Source organism: Cohnella hashimotonis (assembly GCF_030014955.1).
Taxonomy (GTDB): domain Bacteria; phylum Bacillota; class Bacilli; order Paenibacillales; family Paenibacillaceae; genus Cohnella; species Cohnella hashimotonis.
Window position 1 is genome coordinate 3,535,577 of sequence record NZ_JAGRPV010000001.1, and the last position, 25,590, is coordinate 3,561,166.

Here is a 25,590-nt window from a genome sequence, read left to right on the forward strand (position 1 = left end):
TATCGTACCCTTGTGTCCTTCGTGTGTACGCGCCAAAAACCAAAAAATAGCGGCAGCCGGGACACGCTTGCATGTCCCGGCTGCCGCTATGAAGAGGCTTTTTTACTTACCTGAACTCTGCGAGCAGCTTGTCGAATTCAGCTTCGGGCAGCGTGAGGTCCTGCTTCGCAAGCGCTTCGGGCTTGAAGCCGGCCGCCAAGTCCTCGTACGATTTGCGCGTCGTGTCCTGATAGATCAGGCCCGTCAGCATGCCGTTCGTCTCCATGATCTTCGTCATCGCAGCGATGCGGTTGCTCGGATCGTACTCGGGGAACTGCTCAAGATTGACGATATTCTCCTTGAACCAATCGTAGGTGTTGACCTTGTTAAAAGTTACGCACGGCGAGAATACGTTGATGAGCGAAAAGCCCTTGTGCTGAATCGCCTGCTCGATGAGCGAGGTCAGCTGCTTCAGGTCGCTGGAAAACGACTGGGCGACAAAGGTGGCGCCAGCGGACAGCGCGATTTCGAGCGGCGACAGCGTCGTCTCGATCGAGCCTTCCGGCGTCGACTTCGTCTTGAAGCCTTCCGCGCTTCGGGGAGACGTCTGGCCCTTGGTCAGGCCGTAGATCTGATTGTCCATGACGATATAGGTGATGTCCAGGTTGCGGCGGATCGCATGCACCGTATGGCCCATGCCGATCGCGAAGCCGTCGCCGTCGCCGCCCGACGCGATGACGGTCAGCTCGCGGTTCGCGAGCTTGACGCCCTGCGCGATCGGGAGCGCGCGGCCGTGAATGCCGTGCAGTCCGTACGCGTTAATGTAGCCGGAGATCCGGCCGGAGCAGCCGATGCCGGAGATGACGGCGAGCTGCTCGGGCTCGAGGCCGACGTTCGCGGCAGCGCGCTGAATCGAAGCCTGCACGGTGAAGTCCCCGCAGCCGGGGCACCAGTTCGGCTTGACGTTGTTGCGGAATTCTTTGAAAGTAGCCATTACAGTTTCAGCTCCTTGCAGGCTTGATAGACTTCGGAAGGCAGGAAAGGCGTGCCGTCGTATTTGAGCAGATTCACGATTTTATCGTGGTATCCGACGTTTTGCTTAATCAGATTGGCGAGCTGTCCCGTCGCATTGTTCTCGAGCACGACGACCTTGCTGGCCCGCTCCAGATAAGGGGCGAGCAGATCGCTGGGGAACGGATGCATCTGGCGCACGGTCACATGGTTCGTGGCGATGCCCGCTTTCGTCAAGCGGTCCTGCGCCTCGTTGATCGTACCGCCCGTCGAGCCCATCGACACGATGAGCAGATCGGCAGGTTCGCTCGGCCCGTCCGGCTTCACGGCATCGGCAATGCGCAGCGCGCCCAGCTTGTTCAGCCTCTTATCCATCATCTTGCGGCGGTTGACCGCGCTCTCCGAAGGACGGCCTTCCTCGTCGTGCTCGACGCCGGTCACATGGTGAATGCCGTGCTTCGCGCCGGGCAGTACGCGGGGCGAGACGCCGTCCTCGGTGAATTCGTAGCGCTTGAACAGCTTGTTCGGTTCGGTAGGCGCCAGTTCCTGCTCAAGCGGAATAAGCTTGCCGCGCTTGATCTCGATGCGCTTGTAATCGAGCGGCTCGCACGACTGCTTGCCGAGCGACAGCTGCAGATCGGTCGCCACGATGACCGGCACCTGGTATTCCTCGGCAATGTTAAACGCTTCGATCATGTCGTAAAAGCATTCCTCGATCGTGCTCGGCGCGATGACCACCTTCGGAATCTCGCCGTGCGTGCCGTAGATCAGCGCGTTGATATCGGACTGCTCCTGCTTCGTCGGCAAGCCGGTCGAAGGACCGCCGCGCTGCGTATCGATGATGACGAGCGGCGTCTCGGTCATGCCCGACAGGCCGATCGCCTCCATCATGAGCGACAGGCCCGGGCCGGCCGAAGCCGTCATCGTCCGCACGCCGCCATAGTTGGCGCCGATGGCCATCGTGACCGCCGCGATCTCGTCCTCCGTCTGTATGACGGTGCCGCCGAACTTCGGCAGCTTCTTGATCAGATACTCCATGACTTCGGACGCTGGCGTGATCGGGTAGGCGGACATGAGGCGGCAGCCGGCGGCGACGGAACCGAGGCCCATCGCTTCGTTGCCGATCATGAACAGCTTCTGCTTGCCGTCTGCTTCCGCCAGCCTGAACGCCTCGATCGGACCGCCTGCCTGCTCGAGCACGAACTCGGCGCCGCGCCGCACGGCCTCGACGTTTTTCTCGACGACGGCAGCGCCCTTTCGCCCGAACTCCTCTTCGACCGCGCGGTTGAACACCTCGATCGGAAGACCGAGCAGCGCCCAGGAAGCACCGGACGCGACCATGTTTTTCATCAACGACGTGCCGAGCTCCTCGGCGATCGCGGTGATCGGCACCGCGAACAGCCGGGCGTCGACGCCCTCCGGCACGACCGGCGCGAACTTGGCGTCCGCGACGATGACCCCGCCCGTACGAAGCTCCTTCGCGTTCAAGTCGATGGTCTCCTGGTCGAACGCGACGAGAATGTCCAGATCGTCCGAGATCGCCCGGATCGGATGCGTGCTGATCCGGATCTTGTTGTTCGTGTGACCGCCCTTGATGCGGGAGGAGAAATGACGATAGCCGTATAGATAGTAGCCGAGCCGGTTAAGCGCCGTTGAGAAAATACGGTCCGTACTCTCGACGCCCTCCCCCTGCTGGCCGCCTATTTTCCAAGAAAGTTGATCGATCAATGCTTCCATCTCCTCATGCTCATAGTGACTGGTATCGATAATGGCATAGCTTGACGTTTGTGCTATATACAAATCTGTATTTGATCTATATCGATTGGCGATCTCATAAATTTTATGATTCGTTATGTTAAAATGCAATAGTTTCAGTTCATTTGTTATGATAATCCTTTTTCATTGCGTCACAACGCCGCCTATCGGACGAACGAGATTGTCAAGCTTACTTGAGGTTGTCCGTCAAAAAGCGCCGTGCATGTCCGGACAGCCAGCCGCGAACGAGCGGTTCGGCATGGCGTGCCAACAGCGCATCGGCAAGCGCCGAATAATCGGCCGGTCCGGCGAGTCCGAGCGTATAGGTGTCGATGCCGTCAAAGTCCGAGCCGAACGCGATATGGTTCGCGCCGCCGAGCGTACATATATGCTCGACATGCCGCAGCACGTCGTCGATGCCCGCCTGTCTGCGCGACTGCAGAAAGAACGGAACGAATGTGATGCCGATCAGGCCGTTCGCAGCGACAAGCGCGCGGATCTGGTCGTCCGTCAGGTTGCGCGGGTGCGGACATAACGCACGGGCGTTGGAGTGGGACGCGAGAAACGGCCGTCTCGCAAGCTCCGCGGTTTCCCAAAAGCCCTTTTCCGATAGATGAGATACGTCAATCAGGATGCCGAGCGCTTCGCACTCCGCGACTAGACTGCGTCCCTCCTTCGTTAATCCCGCCCCTCTCGGTTCCATAATGCCGTCGCACGCCCAATTGGCCTCATTCCAGGTGAGCCCGAGCATCCGAAGTCCCAGCCGATGCAGCAGGCGCAGCGCCCATCGCTCTCCGCGCAGCGCATCCGCGCCTTCGAGCGCGAGTAACGCACCTCTCTCCGACGCGTCCGGGCCGAGTACAGCTTCTACGTCTGCGCCGTTCTTCACGAGTCGCATGCCTTGCGCGGACAATATTTTATCGTGAAAAAGCGCCGCTTGGCGCAGCACGCTCTCGGGCGTTTTAGGCGTTCCCGTCGGTACCCAGATCGCAAATGCCTGAAGTCCGATATTTCCGTTCGCCAGACTCTCGGCCGTCACATCCAGTCCTTTGCCGGATGGGGCTGACCATTCCAGCTTAGCGTCCCGATCCAGCTTGCTGAGCGCGTCGCAATGCAGATCCGCGATTCGCATGGGTTTTCCTCCTCTCTTTTTTCCGGGCATAACAAAAAAACCTGCGGGCACGCGAGAAGCGAGCTGCGCGGCAAGCTCCGCGGCATCCGCACCCATGCGATGGCAGGTTGAATCTTTCCTATCAGTCGGTCGCGTCTCACGGGTTATCTGGGCTCGACAATGAGCTTGATGGCCGTGCGGTCCTCCCCGTCGATGACGATATCCGTGAACGCCGGTATACAAATTAAATCGACACCGCTCGGCGCGACAAACCCTCTTGCGATGGCAACCGCCTTGACCGCCTGGTTCAGCGCGCCGGCGCCGATTGCCTGCAGCTCAGCCCCTCCACGCTCACGTAGCACCCCTGCCAATGCGCCTGCGACGGAGTTTGGGTTCGATTTTGCCGATACCTTTAATACATCCATGACCAGTTCCTCCTTGGGGTTAAGGATGGGCTCACTAACCGATCATATTCGGGATTCCGGCGATTAATTCCTGCCCGGCCGGATTGGTGTCGCAATCTATTTTCAAATTATTCTGAATTTTATATCTAGGGCGTTTCCTGTTGGCCAAAAACGCAAACGGTACGAAGACGGAAATCCCTCCGCTTCGTACCGTTTGGCTCATTTGGCTTCAGAGGACTATTGAGGCAGGCCCCTCCGGCAACGAGGACGTCATTTACTTTTAAGCCGGAATCCAGCTGTCCTCATCTACGCGAATCGTGCGGACGCTGAGGGCTTTGCCCGTCGCTTCGTCGATATCGACGAACAGTCCGTTCAGATGCCACTTCGTCTCGGCGACCTGAAACCTTGTGGGCATGCCGGTAATGAACTTGCGCAGCACGCTCTCCCGCTCCATGCCGAGCACGCCGTCGCGTGGCCCGGTCATCCCTGCATCCGTCACATAAGCGGTCCCCTCCGGGAGAATCCGATCGTCGTTCGTCTGCACATGCGTATGCGTGCCGAGCACGACCGAAGCGCGTCCGTCGAGATGCCAGCCCATCGCGATTTTCTCGCTGGTCGCCTCGGCATGGAAATCGACAAGAATACACTTTGTCTTGCGCCGCAGCTCGTCCACGATCTCATCAGCCTTGCGGAACGGGCAATCGGAGGGCGGCAAAAAGGTGCGCCCGATCAAGTTCACGATCGCCAGCTCACGGCTGCCGCTCTTGATGATCGTATATCCGCGGCCCGGGGTGCCCGGCGGCAGGTTGGCCGGGCGGACCATCCGGGCTTCGTCGTCGATGAATTCGAAGATTTCCCGATTGTCCCAGGTGTGATTGCCCATGGTGATACCCTGCACGCCGGCAGAGAAAAGCTCACGGGTAATGGCGGCGTTGATGCCTCGTCCTCCTGCGGCATTCTCGCCGTTGGCGATGACGATATGCGGCTGATATTTATCTTTAAGCCACGGCAGCAGCCGCTTGACGGTATCCCGGCCGACTTGGCCCACGATATCCCCGATAAAGACGACTTTCATGTCATCCACCTTTCTGTCCCTACGCCTGTCGTTTCTATTTCGTCCGAAAAAGGAGGAGTGGCCGGCCCCAAATGGTGGCGGCCACTCCCCGGTATAGCCTTGCTGTTACTTAGCGTATTCGACCGCCCGCGTCTCGCGAATGACCGTAACCTTAATATGTCCCGGATAATCGAGTTCGCTCTCGATCTTCTTCGTGATATCCCGAGCGAGTCTGAACGCTTCGCCGTCGTCGACCTTCTCCGGCTGTACCATGACGCGAACCTCACGTCCGGCCTGAATGGCGTACGACTTCTCCACGCCTTCGAACGACTCCGAGATGGCCTCCAGCTTCTCCAGCCGGCGAATGTACGTCTCAAGCGTCTCGCGGCGCGCGCCCGGACGGGCTGCGCTGAGCGCGTCGGCCGCGCCGACCAGCATCGCGATGACCGAAGTCGCCTCCACGTCGCCGTGATGGGATGCGATACTGTTGATGACGACCGGGTGCTCCTTGTATTTCTTCGCCAATTCTACGCCGATCTCGACATGCGAACCTTCCACTTCGTGGTCGAGCGCCTTGCCGATATCATGCAGCAAGCCGGCGCGTTTGGCGAGAGAAATGTCCTCTCCGAGCTCGGCTGCCATCAGTCCGGTCAGATACGCGACCTCCATCGAATGCTTAAGCACATTCTGGCCGTAACTTGTACGGAACTTCAGGCGACCGAGAATCTTGATGAGGTCCGGATGGAGACCGTGAACGCCCACCTCGAACGTCGCTTGCTCGCCGTATTCGCGGATCCGCTCGTCCACTTCGCGACGGGACTTCTCCACCATCTCCTCGATGCGGGCAGGATGGATGCGACCGTCGGCGACGAGCTTCTCGAGCGCGGTACGGGCGATCTCGCGACGGATCGGGTCGAAGCCTGACAGGATAACCGCCTCCGGCGTATCGTCGATAATAAGATCGATGCCGGTGAGCGTCTCCAGCGCGCGGATATTGCGGCCTTCACGGCCGATGATCCGTCCCTTCATCTCTTCGTTCGGCAGCGTTACGACGGATACCGTCGTCTCCGCCACGTGATCCGCGGCGCAACGCTGAATCGCGAGCGAGATGATGTCGCGGGCGCGCTTGTCGCCTTCTTCCTTCGCCTGTTGCTCAATGTCTTTGATCAGTTGAGCGGTCTCGTGACGCACTTCCTGCTCGACCGTGGACAGAATCAGCTGCTTAGCGTCTTCCATCGTCAGGTTGGAGATGCGTTCGAGCTCCGTTATCTGCTGCTTATGAAGCGTCTCGATCTGTTCTTGGGTCTCTTCGATCCGTTTCTCTTTGTTGGCGACTTGCTCCTCCTTGCGTTCCAGCTGCTCCAGCTTGCGGTCCAGCGATTCTTCCTTCTGAACAAGCCGTCGTTCCTGCCGCTGAATCTCGTTGCGGCGCTCTCTAATATCGCGTTCCGCTTCGTTCCGGAGCTTGTGCACCTCGTCTTTGGCTTCCAGTACCGTTTCCTTGCGGAGAGCGTCGGCCTCTTTCTTGGCATTCTCTACGATCTGCCGGGCCGCCTCTTCAGCGCTGGATATTTTAGCTTCCGCAATGGACTTGCGTACAACATAACCGATCCCAAAGAAAAGCACGCCAACAACGATTAAGATCAAGACCCAGATCCATGACTCCATGGTCTTCACCTCCTCGTTGTATCACCAAGGCAAATCTTGGGACACCTATTTAATTGTGCTCCGGTTTCAGAACCGTTCTGTAATCTCGTGTAAATCGTCGAAAATTCACTATCCGAATCGTTTTTTGGAAGGAAAAAGAATCGGTAGCGCGATGATGGAATACTCACTCATTGTATCTTTTGTGAAAATGGATTGTCAAGCAATGCAAGGACGTCCTCTCCCTCGGTTGCTCCGCTATGCGCATTCGCACGCCGAACAGCCCAAAGCGCCGGCCGAAAGTAGCCGAAATTGCTGTGCGGACGGCAAAAAATAAGCCTGCTCCACTGCCCCAGCCTGCTATTCCAGACCATCCTCGTCGTACGGTTCCTCGGGCGTATCCCACTCTTCGGCCTCGGCTGCAGACGTAGAGGCTTGTCGCACGGCTTCCCGGGCCGCCGCGCCAGGAAATCCTCTGCGGAGCAGCATGTTCATCAGCTTCATTTGCCGCTCTCGCTCGCTCTTGCCTTTCACGGAAGGCCAGCGCTTCATGGCCAGTGCCAACGCGGAGCTTCGTTCCACCTGTTCGTCGAGCCCTTTGATCGCTTCGTCGATCTCTCGCTTGTCTACGCCGCGCTGCATGAGCTCTTGCCGGACGAGACGGCTTCCTTTCTTTTGTCCGGTCACGCGCTGCTCCGCGAAGCGCTGCGCGAACACGGCATCGTTTACGTATCCTTGTCTGGCGAGCCGTTCCAGACAGCCGTCAATCGCTTCGGCCGCATATCCCTTGCGGACCAGCCCCCGACGCAGCTCCGCTTGCGTGCGGGCCTTAAAATCGAGCATGTACAGCGCCGAGCGATACGCCTCTTCCTTTTCCTGCTCCTTGCGGAGCATTTCCCACTCGTCGGGCGAGAGCCGCCGGTCCTTGAGAAGCCGCAAAGCGACAAGCGTGTCCTCGTGAACGCTGATCAGCGCCTGCTCCGACTGGCCCTCCACGGCTACCGCAAGCTTGTACATCGCAGGCCGCTTGGCGTCCGCCTCCACCGCTAAGATGATTGCGGATGCGGGAGCCGAAGACGCCTCATTATCCGCGCCGTCCGTTTCTCCCGTCGCATGGCGAGCAGTCGAAGCAGCGCGCCCGGAACGCGTGCGCGACCACTGCCGTTCGTCCGAAATGTCTACGATCATGTCGGCCGGATTCGGCTCTGATTTTTTTCTTACCATCGCCGGTCAACCTCCTCGTCTAGGAATACCTGCTGCCTAAATAAAGCCGCATATGTCCAAAAGGGCATCCGCGGCTGCGGACGCCCTTGAGCTGTGCCTATTATTCGTTTTCGAAATCCGGCTCTTCCTCTTCGTCGTCCTGCTGCGCGGCGCTCGTACGGGCCGCCACGGCCACTTCGTTCAGCGTAGCCTCGCGAATCTGCCGTTCGATCTGTCCGGACAGATCCGCATGATCCTTCAGGAACTGCTTGGAATTTTCCCGTCCCTGTCCCAGGCGCTCGCCGTTATAGGAGAACCAGGCCCCGCTCTTCTGTACGATATCCAGCTCGACACCGATATCGATGATGCTGCCCTCGCGCGAAATGCCTTCGCCGTACATGATGTCGACCTCGGCTTGCTTGAACGGCGGAGCGACCTTGTTCTTCACGACCTTGATGCGCGTCCGGTTGCCCACGACGTCATTGCCTTGCTTGATCGATTCAATACGACGTACGTCCAGACGCACGCTGGCGTAGAACTTGAGCGCGCGGCCGCCCGGAGTCGTCTCGGGATTCCCGAACATGACGCCGACCTTCTCGCGAAGCTGATTGATGAAAACGGCGATCGACTTCGACTTGCTGATGGCGCCGGACAGCTTGCGCATGGCCTGCGACATCAAGCGGGCCTGCAGGCCGACGAACGAGTCGCCCATATCGCCCTCGATCTCCGCCTTCGGCACGAGCGCCGCGACCGAGTCCACAACGACGATATCTACCGCGCCGCTGCGCACGAGCGCTTCTGCAATCTCAAGCGCCTGCTCGCCGGTATCCGGCTGGCTCAGCAGCAGTTCGTCGATGTTGACGCCCAGGTTGCGGGCATACATCGGATCGAGCGCATGCTCTGCGTCGATAAAGGCGGCTTGTCCGCCGGCCCTTTGCACCTCGGCGATCGCATGCAAGGCGACAGTCGTCTTACCGGAAGACTCCGGCCCGTATACTTCAATAATCCGGCCACGCGGGAATCCGCCGATCCCGAGTGCGATATCCAAAGCCAGCGCTCCGCTGGAATATGTCTCGACTTGGAGGTTGGCTTGCTCTCCCAGCTTCATGATCGAACCCTTGCCGAATTGCTTTTCAATCTGGCGCAATGCCATTTCTAATGCGGCGCGACGATCGGACAACACACCCACATCCTTATCATTTGATAGTAATATTATAACTTTTTATAAACCGTTTGCCAAGCTTTTTGCGAACATTTGTTCGAAAAACTTCCAAAAAAGAACCGTAGCAAAGTATTCTTCGCTACGGTTCTTCCGCAACTTTCCTATCCAATCTATCATAATTCGACAGCCTGCGCAAGCCTGTCTCCGTCCTTTTAAGCGCGCGAGTTTAAGGAAAGCCGGTTAAAAGCGGAAGCTCGATCCGAAAGCTGTAATGTCCTCAACGATGAAAAACAGCACCTGTCCGTCATGAAGCTAGACAATGCTTCGAGTAATCGATAAACCAAGACCCGCGCCTTCATTCTCGATCGGAAGCTTCGCGACAGTCCCGCCAGCATCCAAAATCCAAAGTCACACTCATATCTCCGGGCTTCCACGCGAACTTCCATGCGAACTTCCATGCGTTCGTCGCCAAGTTGTCGATCTCCCGCCGAATACGTTCGGAATCGCAATCGTACAAAAACGGGATGCGAAGGAAGCAAAACGGCAATGTCCATGCGATCGGCTGGAGCCAGCGTCTGAAGCTTCACGAGCATTTGGCTTAGCATTTCCCGGAGATCGATAGCGGAGCTGAGCATTTACCCTCGCCATTAACTCCAGGGGGCTAAACGGTTTCGAATCATACGTCCGCTCCGTTGGAAGCCCGGTAATCTTGTCCATATCCTCTTCTAGCGGACAGCATAATGGGCTTTGCTCGCAAGTTCCCCATCTCCTCATGATTTGTCGATAAACAAAGCATAAGAAATCAAAATAAGGAGCTTCCAAAGAAGATTCTGAAGATTTCTTTAAGGCGCAGCCAGACGCAACGCTATGTACGTATCCAAAATAAAAAACACCGACGCCCTCCGTCAGGAGAACGTGCGGCGCTTGCATCAGGTACGAGCGTTATCATTTGCTTCATCATTAAAATACGAATCATTCCTTGCCGGTCAGCCGCAGCCAAGCCAAATACAACGCCCGCTTCGCGGCTCTGATCCGGATGCCTTCGCGGTCCCCTTGGAGCTGGAGCTTCTCCGCGCGGACTGGCTTGCCCCGTTCGGCGATCCCGATGTAGACGAGCCCGACGGGCTTGCCTTCGGAGGACGCCGGTCCCGCCACGCCCGTGACCGACAATGCCAGATCCGTATCGGTCGCGCTTCGCACGCCCTCGGCCATCGCCTTCGCGGTCTCCTCGCTTACGGCTCCTGGCGCGCCTTCGCCTTCCAGCAGCGCTTGGTCGACGCCTAGCAGGTCCCGCTTCACGGGATTGCTATAGCTCACTACGCCGCCTTGAAAGGCGTCCGCGCTGCCCGGGATCGTCGTGAGCATCGTTGCGATCAGGCCCCCGGTGCAGCTCTCCGCACAGGAGATCGTCCGCCGCTGCTCCGCGAGCAGCCGAACGACCTCAGCTTCGAGCGCGACGTCGCTCTCGGCATACAAATACCGCTCGCCGCGCCTGCGAATCTCCTGAAGCGTCGGCTCAAGTCTCGCAAGCGCCTCCTCTGCCGTCCCGGCCTTCGTGGATACGCGCAGCGTGACTTCGCCTTCCTTGGCGTAGGTGGCGAGGGTCGGATCGCTCTGCGCCTCGATCAAGTCCCTGTAGAGCTCTTCGAGCGCAGACTCGCCGATCCCGCAGAATCGAAGCATAGCCGAGTGCAGCGCCCCTGCCGCGCCGAGCTTTTCCTTCAGCCAGGCGCTGCCGTCGTTCAGAAACATCGGCTTCATCTCGCGAGGCGGTCCGGGCAGCAGCATATAATGCGTGCCGCCAGCCGTGAGCGCGCTGCCTACGGCCAGGCCGGCGTCGTTGCGGAGCGGCGAAGCGCCCTCCACGAGCATCGCCTGCCGGCGGTTGATCTCGATCAGCGACGGCGACCTCCCGGCGAACATCGCTTCGATCTTGGCGAGCGAGGGCTCGTGCATGTCGATGCCGACGCCCAGATGGGCAGCCAGCGCATCGCGCGTAAGGTCGTCCATCGTAGGGCCGAGCCCGCCGGTAAAAACAACGAGATCGGCCCGCGACTCGGCGATGGCGATCGCTTGCTTCAGACGGTCTTCGTTGTCTCCGACTACCGTTTGAAAGTAAACGTCGATTCCAAGCTCCGCAAGACGCTGCGATAAAAACTGCGCGTTGGTGTTGACGATCTGGCCGAGCAGCAACTCCGTGCCGACCGCGATAATCTCCGCTCTCATGCGCGTGGGCCCGCCCCCTTGCCATCGCCGGCCGGTGGATCGGACAGCGGGATCAGATTTTTGTTTTTAATGAAGTAATCGACGCCGGAGTAAACCGTGATGGCTGCAGCGGCCCAAACGGCGATCGTATCGAGCGGGAAGTGCAAGTAAGTGAACGGGAAGTTGTTCAACAGCAGCACGATGATCATCGCAATTTGGATTGCGGTTTTCCATTTGCCCCATTTGCTTGCGGCGAGCACGGCGCCTTCAAGCAAGGCGACCTGACGCAAGCCCGTGACCGCCCATTCGCGGCTGATGATGACGATGGCCACCCATGCGTCCAACTTGCCCATCTCGACGAGCGAGATCAGGACGGCCGCTACCAGCAGCTTGTCCGCGAGCGGGTCGAGCAGCTTGCCGAGGTTCGTGACGATCTTGTGCTTGCGGGCGATGTACCCGTCAAGACCGTCCGTGCTCGCCGCGATGATGAACAATAGCAGCGCGAACACCTGATTGTAGGAAATCGAGTAGGTGCCGATGGTGAGCGGAGACACGTCGAGCTTGATCAGCAAGAAAAAGGTCATGATCGGCACGAGGAAGATACGAACGAGCGTGATTCGATTCGCCAGATTCATGCGGACACCTCCCCATCGTCATGCCGACCGCGGCGAGACGCGGTTCGGTGCGAGTTGCGGAGCCATTGTCCGCGGAATGTCTCTACCATGAATGACTTCCCCCAGGTTTTTCGCCAGATTAAATGTTCAAATCAGTATAAATGAAGCTTCGCCGCAGTGTCAAAATTTGACGAATTGCGCTCATACGCCCTCAGCGATAGTTCGTAAACTGAAGTTCGAGCGGCAGCTCCGCGCCCTTGAGAAGCGACATGATCGCTTGCAGATCGTCCTTGCTCTTGCCCGTCACCCGAAGCTGGTCGCCCTGGATCTGGCTTTTTACCTTCAATTTCGAATCGCGAATCAGGATATTGATTTTTTTTGCGTTTTCCTGATCCACGCCCTGCTTGAGCTTGATGTTCTGGCGCACGGTGCTGCCGGAGGCGGGCTCGATCTTGCCGTAGTCCAGATTGCGGATCGGCACGCCGCGCTTGATCAGCTTGCTCTGCAAAATGTCGATGACGCTCTTCAGCCGGTACTCGTCGTCAGACGCAACGGTCAGCGCCTCGCCTTCGAGCGCAATGCTGCTCTTGCTCCCTTTGAAGTCGAACCGGGTCTCGATTTCCTTAACGGCCTGTTGAACGGCATTGCTCACTTCTTGCAGCTCGACCTTGGAGACGATGTCGAACGAATATTCGGATGCCATATGTAGTCTTCCTTTCTTATCATCGATTGTGTACATTATAAACGAAATGAAGCGGGGTTTCCAAGACGACGAACAGGGCGCAAGCAGCGGAATTGCAAAAAAAGAATGAGTGCGTTTTCGCGCTCATTCTCCTCCTCGTTCGAGACTATCTGCCGCGGGCCGGCTCGCGGAACAGATCGAGCAAGCCGAGCGCGATCCATGCGAGCCCGAAGCCCAGGATGCCGTACCCCCAGGCGCTGGGCGTCATCAACCAGCCGAGCAGGCTGACGACGACGCCGATCGCGACCACGATCCAACTGACTGCCATGCGCTAATACCTCCATGCTAGCGTATACGTTGCTTACACTAGCCTGTCTCCCCGGAATGGGGAATATGCGCCGACAGATGAAGTCAAGGTGTCGGGGTTGCCGACCCGACCGCGCCGTCCGTCACCGTGAAAATGAATCTCCTGCGGCCAGGAACGTCCTCGTCGTCGACGGCGATGCCGTCGATCTCGATGAGCGCGCCTTTGGCGAAGCCCAGGTTCACGTACAGCGGCGTATCGCCGAGCTCGAACGTCAGAATCTCGCTCTGCTCGGGCGTTGCCCCGTATATCGACTTGCCTGAAGAATTATTCTCATTCACGCCAACCCAGCTCTTCCCGCCCGGGAACGTAATCTTCATGACGTGCTTGCCCGCAGGGGAGACGTCGAAATAGTAACGGCTGTTCTTTTTCTCCCGGAACGTGACGGTCGTCTGCGGCGGCGTGGGCGTCGGCGTAGGCGTAGCAGTAGGCGTCGGCGTGGCTGTAGCCGCGGATGACGGCAATGCCGTCTCCGTCGTCAGCGACGGAACGGGTGTCGTCCCGGGCGGCTTGTTCGTCTCTGTCTTATTGTTCGCATAATAGACGTAGATCACGACTGCGATCAATATGGGAAACAGCCACATGAGCGAGGTTACGACGACTTTGCCGACCCGATCGTTGTGCTGAACTCTTCTGCTCTTGGGTTGTATATAAGGCTCCGGCGCACCCGATTCGGGCGCTTGCGCCTTCGGCAGCTCCTTATGATAGAGACGCAACACCTCTTCGGCGTCAAGGCCTACCGTTTCGGCATACGTTTTCACGAAGGCGCGAACATAAAACGATCCAGGAAGCACTTTATAATCCCCGGATTCGATGGCTTCAAGGTAACGTTTGCGTATTTTCGTAATTTCCTGGATGTCGTCGAGGGTATACCCCCGTTGCTCCCTCGCCTTGCGAAGCAGCAATCCCAGATCTGACACAAACTTCACCTCCTGCCGTTTCCATTAAGGTCTGCTCGATTTCGTCAAAATCCGCCGTCCAGTCCCGCCGTCGTGAAGTTCTCGTAGGTGATCTCCTCGTCAGGCGTATTGCGCAGCTCGATGATGCAATCGAATACGTCGTAGTCGAAACTCGATTCGCGGACGAAAATGTCGGGATGCTCGATCACCTTCGTGGAAGGCATCGCCATAATGTCCTGCAGCAAGCTGTAATGCTTGTCGTTCGAGCGGATCGTGCTTACGATCCCGTCGATGATGAACACGTTGTGCGGGTTCATTTCCTCCTCGGACAGCTGGCTGCGAACCGTCTGGCGGAGCAGCGTCGAAGACACGAACGCCCAGCGCTTGTTCGCGCATACGCTGCCCGCGATGATCGATTCGGTCTTGCCGACGCGCGGCATGCCGCGAAGACCGATCGTCTGATTGCCTTCCTGCTTGAAAAGCTCGCCGAGAAAATCGACCAATAGCCCAAGCTCGTCCCGCGTAAAGCGGAACGTCTTGCGGTCGTCCGAGTCCCTCTCGATATATCTTCCGTGACGGACGGCCAGAATATCCGTCAGTCGCGGCGGGCGCAGCGTCACGATCGAAATATTCTCGACCTTGGCCAGCATTTTGCCGAGCAGCTCGATCTTTTCGTCGTCGTCGGTCTGCAGCAGCATGCCCCGTGTCCGGTCCTCGACGCCGTTGATGGTCAGTATATTCACTTCGAGCATGCCGAGCAGAGACGCGATGTCCCCGAGCAGACCCGGACGGTTTTTATGTATCTTATATTCCATATACCACTGTTTTGTATTCATTAGACACCTCGTCGACGATTCCTTCAAACTTCATTCTACAACGGTGAACCCGCTCCTGCAAAAGTCAACAAAAGATTCCTACTAAAGTCCTATGCGAACTTAAAGCGCTCGTGCCATGGATAGCCACCGCACACCGCCTTAAACAGCAAGAAGGAAGGCTCCGCCATCGATCGGCAGAGCCTTCCTTCATGACCGTCGCCCGGCTCAGCTATGCTTGGCGAGCTTGACCATAAGCGCGGCCATCGTCTTGCGCTCGGACTCGTCGCCGACGTCCCACAGTTCCTTCAGGACGCGCTGCTCTTCGTTTTTCGGGTCGACTTTGTTATCCAGGAATTCGCCGATCTCGTACGCGAGCTTGGCAATCGCGTCTTCGCCGATCCCCAAGTCCTTTGCGGCCTCGATACGGTCGCCCAGAAATTTTTTCCAGGACTCAAAGTTGCTCAGCACGGTAGACATCCGACATCCTCCTTGATGGGTGGAATCAATGCACTGATAGGATGTCCCCTGCCGCTTAAGTTTATTCGACTCGCCCAACAGCTACATTCGCCAGCCGCCCGTAAGGCCGATCACCTGACCCGTGATATAACCGGCGCCGCCAAGCGTTAAAAAGCGAATCAGTTCCGCTACTTCGTCCGGATCCGCGAATCGCTTCATCGGGACCTCCTCGCGGAGCGCCTCCAGCTCCGCTTCTTCCAGCTCAGCCAGCATATCCGTATCCACGAGTCCCGGCGCGACGGCATTTACCGTTACGCCGGCCAACGCCATCTCCCGCGCCAGCGCCTTGGTCAGCCCGTTCAAGCCGCCTTTGGCCGCGGAATACGCGGCTTCGCCGGCTGCGCCAACGACGCCCCAGACGCTGCTGACGTGCACGATCCTGCCGTGCCGCCGCCACGACATCGTCGGTCCGAAGCGCTTGGCCAGGCCGTAGGCGGCTTTGAGGTGAACGTGCTGAATATCGTCCCAGGCTTCTTCCGCGAGATCCTCCAGCAAGCCGTAATGCGCGATACCGGCCGCATGCACCAAAATGTCCGGCATCCGGCCGGCTTGCTCGAGACCGGTCTTGAGCGCGGCGATATCGGCGCTTAAACGGACATCGGCGGCCGCCGCTTGCGCGAACGGCGCGCCGAGAGCCAGGCACTCCGCCGCCACCGCTTCGGCTTGCTCGCGCGATCGGTGATAATGCACGATCACACCGACGCCTTCCCGGGCCAGCCTGCGGGCGACCGCAGCGCCGATGCCCCGGGACGCGCCGGTGACGAGCGCGCAATACGGCGCCTGCCGCCCGCTTGCCTCTAGCCGGTTAATCGTCACTCGCCATCCGACCGGACGATGCAAACCGATCTGCTGCCGGCATCGGCCAGCAGACGAAGCCGCTCATGGACTTCGTCCAGCGTGATGCTCTCGTACAAGCGCACGACATCGAACAGATCCCCGCCCTTGAAGCGATAGCGGGTAAATTCGCCCGCTATCGCTTCGGGACTGTTCAGCATTCGAAGATAGGCGCCAATTTTTTTAGCCCGCGTTCGTTCGAACGACGCTTGCGGCAGTCCGCCCTTAATCGCCTCATCGATTGCCTCTGCGACGCGCTTCAGCAGCTCGTCGGGGTCCCGCGTATCCCCGCCGATGACTGTGAAGGCATAGCCGGGGCCCGTATTATACTCATGCCCGAAGCTGTCCGAGATGAGTCCGTCGTCATACAGACGCTGGTAGGCCGGAGAGCTCGAGCCGATCAGTACGTCAAGCATCAGCTTGGCCGCGAGCTCTCTGCGGATGCCTGCCTCCCCTTCGGGAAACGGACCGGACTCCTTGAAGCCGATCATGCACTTGGGGAGCGACACCGGCAGCTTCACCACACGACGGTTCTCCTGAACGGCTGCCGGCTCCGCTTCGAACAGACGCTCGATCTCTCCGCCGGGCGCGAACGTCTTGCGCCCCTGGTTGCGACGGACGCGCTCGAGCGTTTCCTCGGGATCGATCCCGCCTACGACGAACAGCGTCATATTGGACGGATGATAAAAAGTATGGTAGCAGTCGTAGAGCTGCTCCTTCGTAATCGAACGGACGGAAGCCTCCGTCCCGGCGATGTCGATATGCACGGGGTGCTTCGCGTACAGCGCTTCAATCAGGCCGAAATAGACGCGCCAGTCCGCATTGTCCTTGTACATATTGATTTCCTGGACGATGATGCCCTTCTCTTTTTCCACGTTCTCGTCCGTAAAGTAAGGGTTCTGCACAAAATCGAGCAGCGTATCCAGGCTCGCGAGCGGATCCCCCGCGGTCGAAAACAAATAAGACGTCCGATCGAAGCTTGTGAACGCATTCGCGGAAGCGCCCTGCTCGGCGAAGCGGGAAAAGACGTCGCCTTCGGGCTCTTCGAACATTTTGTGCTCCAGGAAGTGGGCGATGCCGTCCGGCACGGATCGTTCCGCTTGCCCTTCAGGGCGAAAATGATTGTCTACCGAGCCGTATTTGGTCGTAAAGGTCGCGTACGTTTTCGTAAATCCGGGCTTTGGCAGCACGAAAACCTCAAGCCCGTTATCAAGCACTTCATGGTACAGCGTCTCCTGCAGCTTCGGATAATCAAGCTTGGACATGGGCCGCCTCCTCCTTCAGGTCGCGCAAGAAGTAGATCGTGTCCAGTCCGACGCCCGCAGCGACCGCGGCTGCGCTGTCTGCCGTAACGGACTCGATCGAAGCGATCAGTTCGTCCGCGCTGCGCTCCTTGCCGGAGACGACGCCGTTATAATCGAAAGCGATCCGCTCGAAGGCCGAATCCTGAATCTCGCGCAGCTGATTGACGAGCATCGCCTTCGTCTTGGACAGTTCCTGCTCTTCGATGTTGCCTGCGCGCATCTCCTCCAGCTGCTGGCGGATAATGTCCAGCGCGCGTTCATAGTTGGCTATCTCGATGCCGGACTGGATCGTAAGCAAGCCCTTGTGGCCATCGAGACGCGACGATGCATAATAGGCGAGACTGGCTTTTTCGCGCACGTGAATGAATAACTTGGAATGCGGGAAAGCGCCCAAAATGCCGTTGTACACGAGCAAATCCGGGTAGCGGCCGTCGGAATACGCGATTCCGGTCCGAAGACCGAGATTGAGTTTGCCTTGACCGACATCGAGCCGCTCGACGATTGTCCGGGGTGCCTCCGAGGCGGGTCTGATCTCGGCCGGGCGATAGGCGCCCGGTTGTCCGTCAGGGAGCTTGAAGTACTGCCCCGCCCACGCGGCCACCTGCTCTAGCGACGTATCGCCGGATACGTAAAGGTCGAACACCGCTTCGTCCAGCCATTTGCGATAGCTCTCGTACAAGGAAGCCGGCGTAATCTGCGGCAGCTCCTCCTTGCGGCCGAGCGCGAGCAGCCTGTAGGGCTCGTTCCTGCACATCTCCTCGAGGCACCGTTCCGCGGCATATCGGATTTTATCGTTAATAATGGACTCGATGCGCTTCTGCACGGTCGTCTTTTCCGATTCGACGTACTTGGTGCTGAACGCGCCGCCCTCGATCGCAGGCTCCGTCAGCGCCTCTCCAAGGAATCGAAGCGCCTCCTCAAGCAGCGACTGACTAGAAGAAACGAATGCGTCGTTAATAATATCGAGGCGGAATTGAACGATCTGGTAGTCGCCCCGTTTGTAAATGTCGAAGCCGAAGCCGGCGCCGTAAAGCTCGTCGAGACGTTCGCGGAACTGGATCGTCTCCGGATAGGAGCGGGTGCCGCGACGAAGAACGAACGGTGCGAGCGCGACCGGCGTAACTCGTGATTCCTCGAGCGGCACGCCCGCGAACAGCGACAATGAAAAGGTCTTGAATCGGGTGGTCGGCAAAACGTGGATTCGCATCCGGCCGACAGCGCCGCGCTGGAACACTTCAGTCTGCAAGGCCTCAGACCCCTTCCCTGATTCTGGATTAAGCCCATTCTAGCGCATGGTCAAGCCCGAAGCAAATAAGGCGCTGCAGGAAAAAAGGGTCAGTAGCAAAAAATATGCTGTCCGATCGTCTTGTATTGCGGCCTCGACCAGATCCACTTCGATGTCGCCGTTTTCGGATTAAAATAATACAGGCAGCCGTCCGTTGGATCCCACCCCGACAGCGCGTCCTTGACGGCTTTGGCAGCCGTCTCGTTCGGCGTCAGATAGATCTGCCCGTCCGCCACCGCAGTAAAGGCGCCCGGTTGGAAGATGACGCCCGATACCGTATTGGGGAACTCCGAAGCGCGCACGCGATTCAGGATCACCGCGGCTACCGCAACTTGTCCTTCGAACGGTTCGCCGCGCGATTCGCCGTAAACGGCGTTCGCCATCAGCTTCAGATCATTGGCCGACAAGCCCATATTGTTCGATGCCGGCAGGTTGGCTTCGTTTGAAGCGCCATTGCCGGCGTTGGCGTTTTGATTCGAGCCTTGGTTCGACTCGGTCTCCTTGCCGAGGTCGGCCGCCGTCGGCTTCCAGTCCTTCGTCGCTTCCCAAAGCTTCAGCTTCGTTTTTCCGCCTACGACGCCGTCCGCCTTCATGCCGAACTTCCACTGGAACCACTTCACGGAATTCAGCGTGGTCGACCCGAAGTTACCGTCCACTTTTCCGCTGTAGTAGCCTAAGTATTTAAGTCTTCCTTGCAGCTCGTACACGTCCTTGCCGGAAGCGCCGCTCTTGATGACGGCGCTGCTGAACGCCTCGCGCGTGGCCTCGGGCTTGTCGAGCCGATTCAGCGTATACAGGCCGAAGAGGCAGCAAACGAGGCATACGGTCAAAATTACTAAACGATAGCGCATCTTGATTCACGCCTTCCTCTCATTTTTCGAAATCGTGCGCGCCGGCTCCGATGAACCGCGGGCATGCGTGAGGTTAGTATGAGGAAGGTCATGGATGGCTATTCATGGACAAAAAAAACGCTCGCTCCCGACGCGTCAGGAGGAGCGTTGCTGGAATTGTTCGAGCGTGACGAGCACTTCTCTGGGCTTGCTGCCTTCGTACGGACCGACGACGCCTCTCGCCTCCATCGAGTCGATCAGACGCGCCGCCCGCGTATAGCCGATGCGCATGCGCCGCTGCAGCAGCGAGACCGACGCCTGCTTGGCCTCAAGCACGATGCCTACCGCCTGATCGAACAGCTCGTCGAGCTGCTCGTTGTGCGCCGCGTCGTCCGACTCCTCGATCTCCGGCACGAGCTCCTCGTTGTACTCCGCTTCGGCTTGGCCGCGGGAATAAGCGACGACGGACTCGACCTCGTTGTCCGACAAAAATGCGCCTTGCACGCGTATCGGCTTGGAAGCGCCCATCGGCAGGAAAAGCATGTCCCCGCGTCCGAGCAGCTTCTCCGCTCCGACCATGTCGAGAATCGTGCGGGAGTCCACCTGCGAGGAGACGCCGAAGGCGATCCGGCTCGGAATATTCGCCTTGATGACGCCCGTGATGACGTCGACGGACGGCCGCTGCGTCGCGATAATGAGATGAATGCCCGCCGCCCGGGCCATTTGCGCAAGTCGGCAGATCGCGTCTTCGACGTCGCCGGCCGCTACCATCATCAGATCCGCGAGTTCGTCCACGATGACGACGATATACGGCAGCACGCCGTCCGGATTGTCGCCGCTCAGCATCAGATTGTTGTAGCCCTCGATATTTCTCGTACCGGACTTGGAAAATTTCTCGTAGCGCTTTTCCATCTCGACGACGATCTTCTTGAGCGCGAGCGAAGCACGGCGCGGGTCCGTCACGACCGGCGCGAGCAGATGCGGGATGCCGTTGTACACGTTGAGCTCGACCATCTTGGGATCGATCATCAGAAACTTTACTTCGTCGGGCTTGGCTTTGTAGAGCAGACTGGTAATGATCCCGTTGATGCACACGGATTTGCCTGAGCCCGTCGCGCCCGCCACGAGCATATGCGGCATACGGGCAAGATTGCCGACGATCGGCTGCCCGGAGATATCTCTGCCGAAAGCGATCGTCAGCTTGCTCGGCGCCTCCTGGAACGTCGGCGTCTCGAGCACCTCGCGAAGCGTCACGACGCTGACCTCGTTGTTCGGCACCTCGATCCCGATTGCAGACTTGCCCGGGATCGGCGCTTCCATCCGGATGTCCTTCGCGGCCAGGGCCAGGGCGATATCATCGGTCAGACTGACGATTCGGCTAACCTTGACGCCCACGTCCGGCTGCAGCTCATAGCGCGTAACCGCCGGGCCCCTGGCCACATCGAGCACCTTCGCGCGTACGCCGAAGCTCTCGAGCGTGGCCTCCAGTTTGCGCGCCACCTCGCGCCCGCCGTCGCCCGCCCCGCCTTTGCCGCCGCCCTGCGGCTTGCCAAGCAGATGGATCGGCGGCATCCGGTACACCCGCTTGGGCTTGACAGGTGCCGGCGCGGCCGGCGCTGCAGCATCGTCCGCTGCTGCGCCGTCCCCTCCCGGCGCAGCAGCCGGCGCGGGAGCGGCGTCGCCGTCCGGCGTCTCGGCCAACGCGCTCGCATCCGTCATAGCCTCGCGGCCTACCGGGTCGTCCAGTTCCATCTCGGACTGGCTCCATGCGGACTCGTCGGCATCTTCGAAAGAAGGCACCTGATCGGCAAAATCGTGGAAGCGGGGGCCGGCATCCGGCTGCGCGGGCACAGGTTCCCATTCGTCCTGGGGCTCTATGTATGGCGAATGAACGATCGGCTGTTCCGCAGGAATGACCGGTATTTCCGTTTCCTTTTTCTTGCCCCTGCCGCGCCCTTCCTGCCTGGCGGAGATGTTGACCGCCGGCGAAGATGGATACAGCGCAGGCTCGTCGTCGAGATCGTCCGGCTCCGCAGTCTCTGCGCCTCCGGACTTGCCGTGGAACAGCTGAAAGAAATAAGGCTTTCTTGCATCGGCGCCCCGCGGTACCGGTCCCTCATGAAGATCGTCGTCGTCGCCGATCGCCGCCATCGCGGCGGCCACTTGTCCTTTTTTCGACCTCGGCTTCACCGGAATAGCCTTGGCTCTGGCCAGCTTGCGGCCGCCCGACAGCCGCTGCGCCAGCAGGGGCAACAAACGCTTGCCGAACGTACGGATGCCCTTCATCATGTCTATATAGGAGCGATTCGTCAGCAGCATAAACGCGATGACGAACTCCACGATCAGAACGAACTTGGCTCCGTAATAACCGAACAGCCAGTAAAAAATCGAATATTGCATCGCCCCGAGCAGCCCGCCGCCGATATCCTTGCCTGTGATCCGGGCTTCGTTCTCGATAGGAGCGTTCCACAGCTGCTCGTAAAGCTGATGCGTCGTCTGGCTGAAAATCGCCGAAGGGCGGATCGCTTCGAGCGGACCGAGCCGCGAATCGACGAAGCTCATGGCGCTCAGCAGCGTCAAGCCGCAGCAGACCATCACGAAGCCGCTCCGGCGTATCGTCCATCCGCGCGGCCAGGCTCTGCGGATCATCACGTGAAGCCCGAGCCAGATCCCTGCGATCGGCAGCAAAAAATAAAACTTGCCGAGCAAATAGCCGAACAGCTTGGAGAGCGATCGCCCGCCCGCCGCCTCGCCGTACATCGCGATGACGGAAATCGTAATCAGCAGAATCCCGTAAATCTCATATTTGAGGCTTGCGCCCAGCGTATCCTTTTTTCGTTTGCGCTTGGCCAATTACGCCACCTCCGGTCACCCATTATACCATAGTTTACCGAAGAGAGGCATGAGCCGAAGCGTCGGCCGCAGGACAGCCTAAAGTCCCCGTTCCCCGTCGTCGATCGACGGCGTTCCCGTTACCATATTCGACGAGGCCGCACCGAAATAAATCAGCTTGCCCGGCTCGAAAGCGGGCAGCAAGTACGTGTCAAGCGGCGCCGAGACCAGACGCACCAGCTTCCCGACGCCGGGGGCGACCGGCGTAAGCAGCATACGCAGCGTGCCGTACTCCACCTCGATCATAGGTTCCTGTCCGTCGCTCCACCCTTCAAGCACAAGTTCGAGCGGCATGGGCGTGTACAGCGTCATTGCACTTCGCCTCCCTGCGGCGCGGCGAACGCCAGCTTGCGCTCGGCGATTCGTCGGTTGAGCTCGCGAAGCGCTTCACCGATTCCCCCGATCGCGTCGATCAATCCGTACGATACCGCATCCGGACCGACGACCGTCGTACCGATATCTCGGGCAAGCTCACCCGTTTTGAACATCAGTTCCTTAAACTTCGTCTCCCCAACCCTGCTGTGCCTGGTGACAAAGCGGACGACCCGCTCCTGCATTTTATCCAAGTATTCGAAGGTCTGCGGAACGCCGATGACAAGGCCGTTCATGCGGATCGGATGAATCGTCATCGTCGCGCTTTCCGCTATCAGCGTATAATCGGCCGCAACGGCGATCGGCACGCCGATCGAGTGGCCTCCGCCTAACACGACAGCCACCTTCGGTTTGGACAGCGAAGAGATCATCTCCGCGATCGCAAGGCCCGCCTCGACATCTCCCCCGACTGTGTTCAACACGATGAGAAGGCCTTCAACCTTCGAACTTTGCTCGGCTGCTACCAGCTGAGGAATCACATGCTCGTACTTGGTCGTCTTGTTCTGCGGCGGCAGCATCATATGGCCTTCGACTTGCCCGATAATCGTGAGGCAAAAAACGTTCGACTCCGCCTGCGGCACGCTCGCCGTTCCCAACTGAACGATATTTTCCGCGGCGACCGAGCCTTTGCGGGCTTCGTCCGGCGTTGCGGGCTGCTCCGAAGTGCCGGGCGCTTCGTTGTTCGACAAAGTTGCCACTTCCTTCCCGAATCCTCCATCATCGTCCTGCTGCGCAAAAGCGCAGCCGACAACGGTCCGACATAGTATGAACGCTGAGGCTCACATTATGCTATTTTAAGCGGATACGTACGGGGCGCCATTCGCTATGGCTATCGCGGCCTAGGATTCGGCGAAGCGCCAAAAAGGCCGCCTGCCCGGACATGTCCTGGGCAGGCGGCCTTTGGTTTGAGTGTAGGGGTTGCTTGCGCTTTCGTTTATACTTCCATGATGATCGGCAGGATCATCGGTCTTCTTCTCGTTTGCTCGTAGAGGAAACGCCCGAGCGCATCCTTTACGTTGGTCTTCAGCGAAGCCCATTCATTGACGTTGTCGCTCATCAGCTTGTGGAGCGTCCCCGTCACGATGCGGTTGGCTTCTTCAAGCAGGCCTTCGGATTCGCGAACGTATACGAAGCCGCGGGAAATAATGTCCGGTCCCGACAAAATCGTGCCGTCCTGCTTGGACAGCGTAACGACGACGACCAGGATGCCGTCCTGGGAGAGCAGCTTGCGGTCGCGAAGTACGATGTTGCCCACGTCGCCAACGCCCAGTCCGTCGATAAGAACATTGCCAGAAGGAATCTTGCCCGCCTTGCGCGCGGTTCCGTTCTGAAACTCGACGACGTCGCCGATGTCGCACAGGAAAATGTTCTCCCGCTCGATGCCGACCGATTCGCCGAGCAGGGCATGATGCCGAAGCATCCGGTATTCGCCGTGAATCGGAATAAAATACTGCGGACGGATCAGGTTGAGCATGAGCTTGAGCTCTTCCTGGCTGCCGTGTCCGGATACGTGTACGCCGGATACGGAGCCTGGCCCGTAAATGACGTGCGCGCCTAGGCGCATAAGCTCGTCGACAGTTCGGCCGACATATTTCTCGTTGCCCGGAATAGGCGTCGCCGAAATAATGACGGTGTCGCCGGCAAGAATGTCCACTTTGCGGTGCGTAGAGCGAGCCATGCGAGACAGCGCCGACATCGGCTCTCCCTGACTGCCGGTCGACAGGATCACGACGCGGTCCGCCGGCAGCTTGTTCACTTCTTCGGGCTCGATGATCATGCCCTCCGGAACGTCAAGATATCCCATTTCCGATGCGATCGTCACGACGTTCACCATGCTGCGGCCGACGACGGCCATCTTGCGGCGCGTCTCGGCAGCGGCATTGATGACCTGCTGAACACGATGGACGTTCGAAGCGAACGTAGCTACGACGACGCGCTGCTTCGCACGGCGGAAGATCTCCTCGAATTCCTTGCCGATATTGCTCTCCGACGGCGTGAATCCGGGGCGCTCCGCATTGGTGCTGTCCGACAGCAGCGCGAGCACGCCGCGCTTGCCGATCTCGGCCATCCGCTGCAGGTCGGCGTACTGATCGTTGACCGGCGTATGGTCGAACTTGAAGTCGCCCGTATGCACGACGACGCCCTCGGGCGTCTCGAGGCAAACGCCGACCGAGTCCGGGATACTGTGGTTCGTACGGAAGAAGGAAGCCTTGATCGAACCCATCTGCACTTCCGAATCTGCGGTGATCAGAATGCGCTTGGTATCGCCCAGCAGGCCCGCTTCCTTCAACTTGTTCTCGATCAGTCCGGTCGTCAGGCGCGTCGCGTAGATCGGAACGTTCAGTTGCTTCAGTACGTAAGGAAGCCCGCCGATATGGTCCTCGTGACCGTGCGTGACGAGGATGCCGCGAACCTTCTCGCGGTTGTCCAGCAGGTGGGTAATGTCCGGAATGACGACGTCGATGCCGAGCATCTCTTCTTCCGGAAATTTAAGGCCCGCGTCGACGACGACGATATCGTTCCCGTATTGAACGACATACATATTTTTCCCGATCTCGCCGACGCCGCCAAGCGCGTAAATCAATAATTTGTCTGTGCTGTTTTTCTTGGACAAGTCTAGTACCTCCTACGATAATTCGACGATCCCGATCTATG

At 58.8% G+C, this 25,590-nt stretch carries 23 protein-coding genes; all 23 read right to left on the minus strand.

Annotated elements, in window-relative coordinates; translation table 11 throughout:
- Positions 1-106: 106 nt before the first annotated feature.
- The 23 genes from KB449_RS14225 to KB449_RS14340 all read right to left on the minus strand — a co-directional run bounded on the left by KB449_RS14225 (position 107) and on the right by KB449_RS14340 (position 25,549).
- Complete coding sequence (locus KB449_RS14225) at positions 107-973, minus strand: 2-oxoacid:ferredoxin oxidoreductase subunit beta (RefSeq protein WP_282909014.1); 867 nt, start codon at positions 971-973, stop codon at positions 107-109.
- Positions 973-2,718, minus strand: coding sequence for a 2-oxoacid:acceptor oxidoreductase subunit alpha (locus KB449_RS14230; protein WP_282909015.1), 1,746 nt, complete (start codon positions 2,716-2,718; stop codon positions 973-975). Before KB449_RS14230 ends, KB449_RS14225 begins: the two co-directional genes overlap by 1 nt.
- 217 nt (positions 2,719-2,935) lie before the next feature.
- On the minus strand, positions 2,936-3,877 hold the full coding sequence (locus KB449_RS14235; RefSeq protein WP_282909016.1) for a dipeptidase: 942 nt from the start codon (positions 3,875-3,877) through the stop codon (positions 2,936-2,938).
- Between the two features lie 143 nt (positions 3,878-4,020).
- Positions 4,021-4,281, minus strand: coding sequence for a stage V sporulation protein S (locus KB449_RS14240; protein WP_044877525.1), 261 nt, complete (start codon positions 4,279-4,281; stop codon positions 4,021-4,023).
- Between the two features lie 259 nt (positions 4,282-4,540).
- Positions 4,541-5,335, minus strand: coding sequence for a TIGR00282 family metallophosphoesterase (locus KB449_RS14245; RefSeq protein ID WP_282909017.1), 795 nt, complete (start codon positions 5,333-5,335; stop codon positions 4,541-4,543).
- A 105-nt stretch (positions 5,336-5,440) separates the two neighbouring features.
- Positions 5,441-6,982 carry a ribonuclease Y gene (gene rny / locus KB449_RS14250; RefSeq protein WP_282909018.1) on the minus strand — a complete coding sequence of 514 codons (1,542 nt, stop codon included), beginning with the start codon at positions 6,980-6,982 and terminating at the stop codon, positions 5,441-5,443.
- A gap of 336 nt (positions 6,983-7,318) precedes the next feature.
- Positions 7,319-8,182 (minus strand): regulatory protein RecX, encoded by an 864-nt coding sequence (locus KB449_RS14255; RefSeq protein WP_282909019.1) that lies wholly within the window; start codon positions 8,180-8,182, stop codon positions 7,319-7,321.
- A gap of 100 nt (positions 8,183-8,282) precedes the next feature.
- Complete coding sequence (recA, locus tag KB449_RS14260; protein ID WP_282909020.1) at positions 8,283-9,341, minus strand: recombinase RecA; 1,059 nt, start codon at positions 9,339-9,341, stop codon at positions 8,283-8,285.
- Between the two features lie 954 nt (positions 9,342-10,295).
- On the minus strand, positions 10,296-11,549 hold the full coding sequence (locus KB449_RS14270; RefSeq protein ID WP_282909021.1) for a competence/damage-inducible protein A: 1,254 nt from the start codon (positions 11,547-11,549) through the stop codon (positions 10,296-10,298).
- Positions 11,546-12,163 (minus strand): CDP-diacylglycerol--glycerol-3-phosphate 3-phosphatidyltransferase, encoded by a 618-nt coding sequence (pgsA, locus tag KB449_RS14275; protein ID WP_282909022.1) that lies wholly within the window; start codon positions 12,161-12,163, stop codon positions 11,546-11,548. The genes KB449_RS14270 and pgsA overlap by 4 nt, the downstream gene beginning before the upstream one ends.
- Before the next feature lie 190 nt (positions 12,164-12,353).
- Positions 12,354-12,845, minus strand: coding sequence for a YajQ family cyclic di-GMP-binding protein (locus KB449_RS14280; RefSeq protein ID WP_282909023.1), 492 nt, complete (start codon positions 12,843-12,845; stop codon positions 12,354-12,356).
- 145 nt (positions 12,846-12,990) lie between these two features.
- Positions 12,991-13,152, minus strand: a complete 162-nt coding sequence (locus tag KB449_RS14285; RefSeq protein ID WP_282909024.1) for a hypothetical protein — start codon at positions 13,150-13,152, stop codon at positions 12,991-12,993.
- Between the two features lie 83 nt (positions 13,153-13,235).
- Positions 13,236-14,108, minus strand: coding sequence for a helix-turn-helix domain-containing protein (locus KB449_RS14290; RefSeq protein ID WP_282909025.1), 873 nt, complete (start codon positions 14,106-14,108; stop codon positions 13,236-13,238).
- Between the two features lie 44 nt (positions 14,109-14,152).
- Positions 14,153-14,923 (minus strand): DUF3388 domain-containing protein, encoded by a 771-nt coding sequence (locus tag KB449_RS14295; RefSeq protein WP_282909026.1) that lies wholly within the window; start codon positions 14,921-14,923, stop codon positions 14,153-14,155.
- Positions 14,924-15,127: 204 nt separating this feature from the next.
- Positions 15,128-15,379, minus strand: coding sequence for a DUF3243 domain-containing protein (locus KB449_RS14300; RefSeq protein ID WP_090115780.1), 252 nt, complete (start codon positions 15,377-15,379; stop codon positions 15,128-15,130).
- A gap of 81 nt (positions 15,380-15,460) precedes the next feature.
- Positions 15,461-16,234: an elongation factor P 5-aminopentanone reductase gene (gene ymfI, locus KB449_RS14305; RefSeq protein WP_282909027.1), complete on the minus strand. Its 774-nt coding sequence runs from the start codon at positions 16,232-16,234 to the stop codon at positions 15,461-15,463.
- The gene (yfmH, locus tag KB449_RS14310; protein ID WP_282909028.1) at positions 16,231-17,517 is read right to left on the minus strand and encodes an EF-P 5-aminopentanol modification-associated protein YfmH; all 1,287 of its coding nucleotides are present in this window, start codon (positions 17,515-17,517) and stop codon (positions 16,231-16,233) included. The genes ymfI and yfmH overlap by 4 nt, the downstream gene beginning before the upstream one ends.
- Positions 17,504-18,763: an EF-P 5-aminopentanol modification-associated protein YfmF gene (yfmF, locus tag KB449_RS14315; RefSeq protein ID WP_282912818.1), complete on the minus strand. Its 1,260-nt coding sequence runs from the start codon at positions 18,761-18,763 to the stop codon at positions 17,504-17,506. The genes yfmH and yfmF overlap by 14 nt, the downstream gene beginning before the upstream one ends.
- A 128-nt stretch (positions 18,764-18,891) precedes the next feature.
- Positions 18,892-19,692, minus strand: a complete 801-nt coding sequence (sleB, locus tag KB449_RS14320) for a spore cortex-lytic enzyme (RefSeq protein ID WP_282909029.1) — start codon at positions 19,690-19,692, stop codon at positions 18,892-18,894.
- A 135-nt stretch (positions 19,693-19,827) separates the two neighbouring features.
- Entirely contained in the window at positions 19,828-22,524 is a 2,697-nt protein-coding gene (locus KB449_RS14325; protein ID WP_282909030.1) for an FtsK/SpoIIIE family DNA translocase, read from the minus strand.
- Between the two features lie 78 nt (positions 22,525-22,602).
- Positions 22,603-22,875, minus strand: coding sequence for a YlzJ-like family protein (locus tag KB449_RS14330; RefSeq protein WP_282909031.1), 273 nt, complete (start codon positions 22,873-22,875; stop codon positions 22,603-22,605).
- The gene (locus tag KB449_RS14335) at positions 22,872-23,624 is read right to left on the minus strand and encodes a ClpP family protease (protein WP_282909032.1); all 753 of its coding nucleotides are present in this window, start codon (positions 23,622-23,624) and stop codon (positions 22,872-22,874) included. The genes KB449_RS14330 and KB449_RS14335 overlap by 4 nt, the downstream gene beginning before the upstream one ends.
- Before the next feature lie 245 nt (positions 23,625-23,869).
- Positions 23,870-25,549 carry a ribonuclease J gene (locus KB449_RS14340; RefSeq protein ID WP_282909033.1) on the minus strand — a complete coding sequence of 560 codons (1,680 nt, stop codon included), beginning with the start codon at positions 25,547-25,549 and terminating at the stop codon, positions 23,870-23,872.
- Positions 25,550-25,590: the final 41 nt, after the last annotated feature.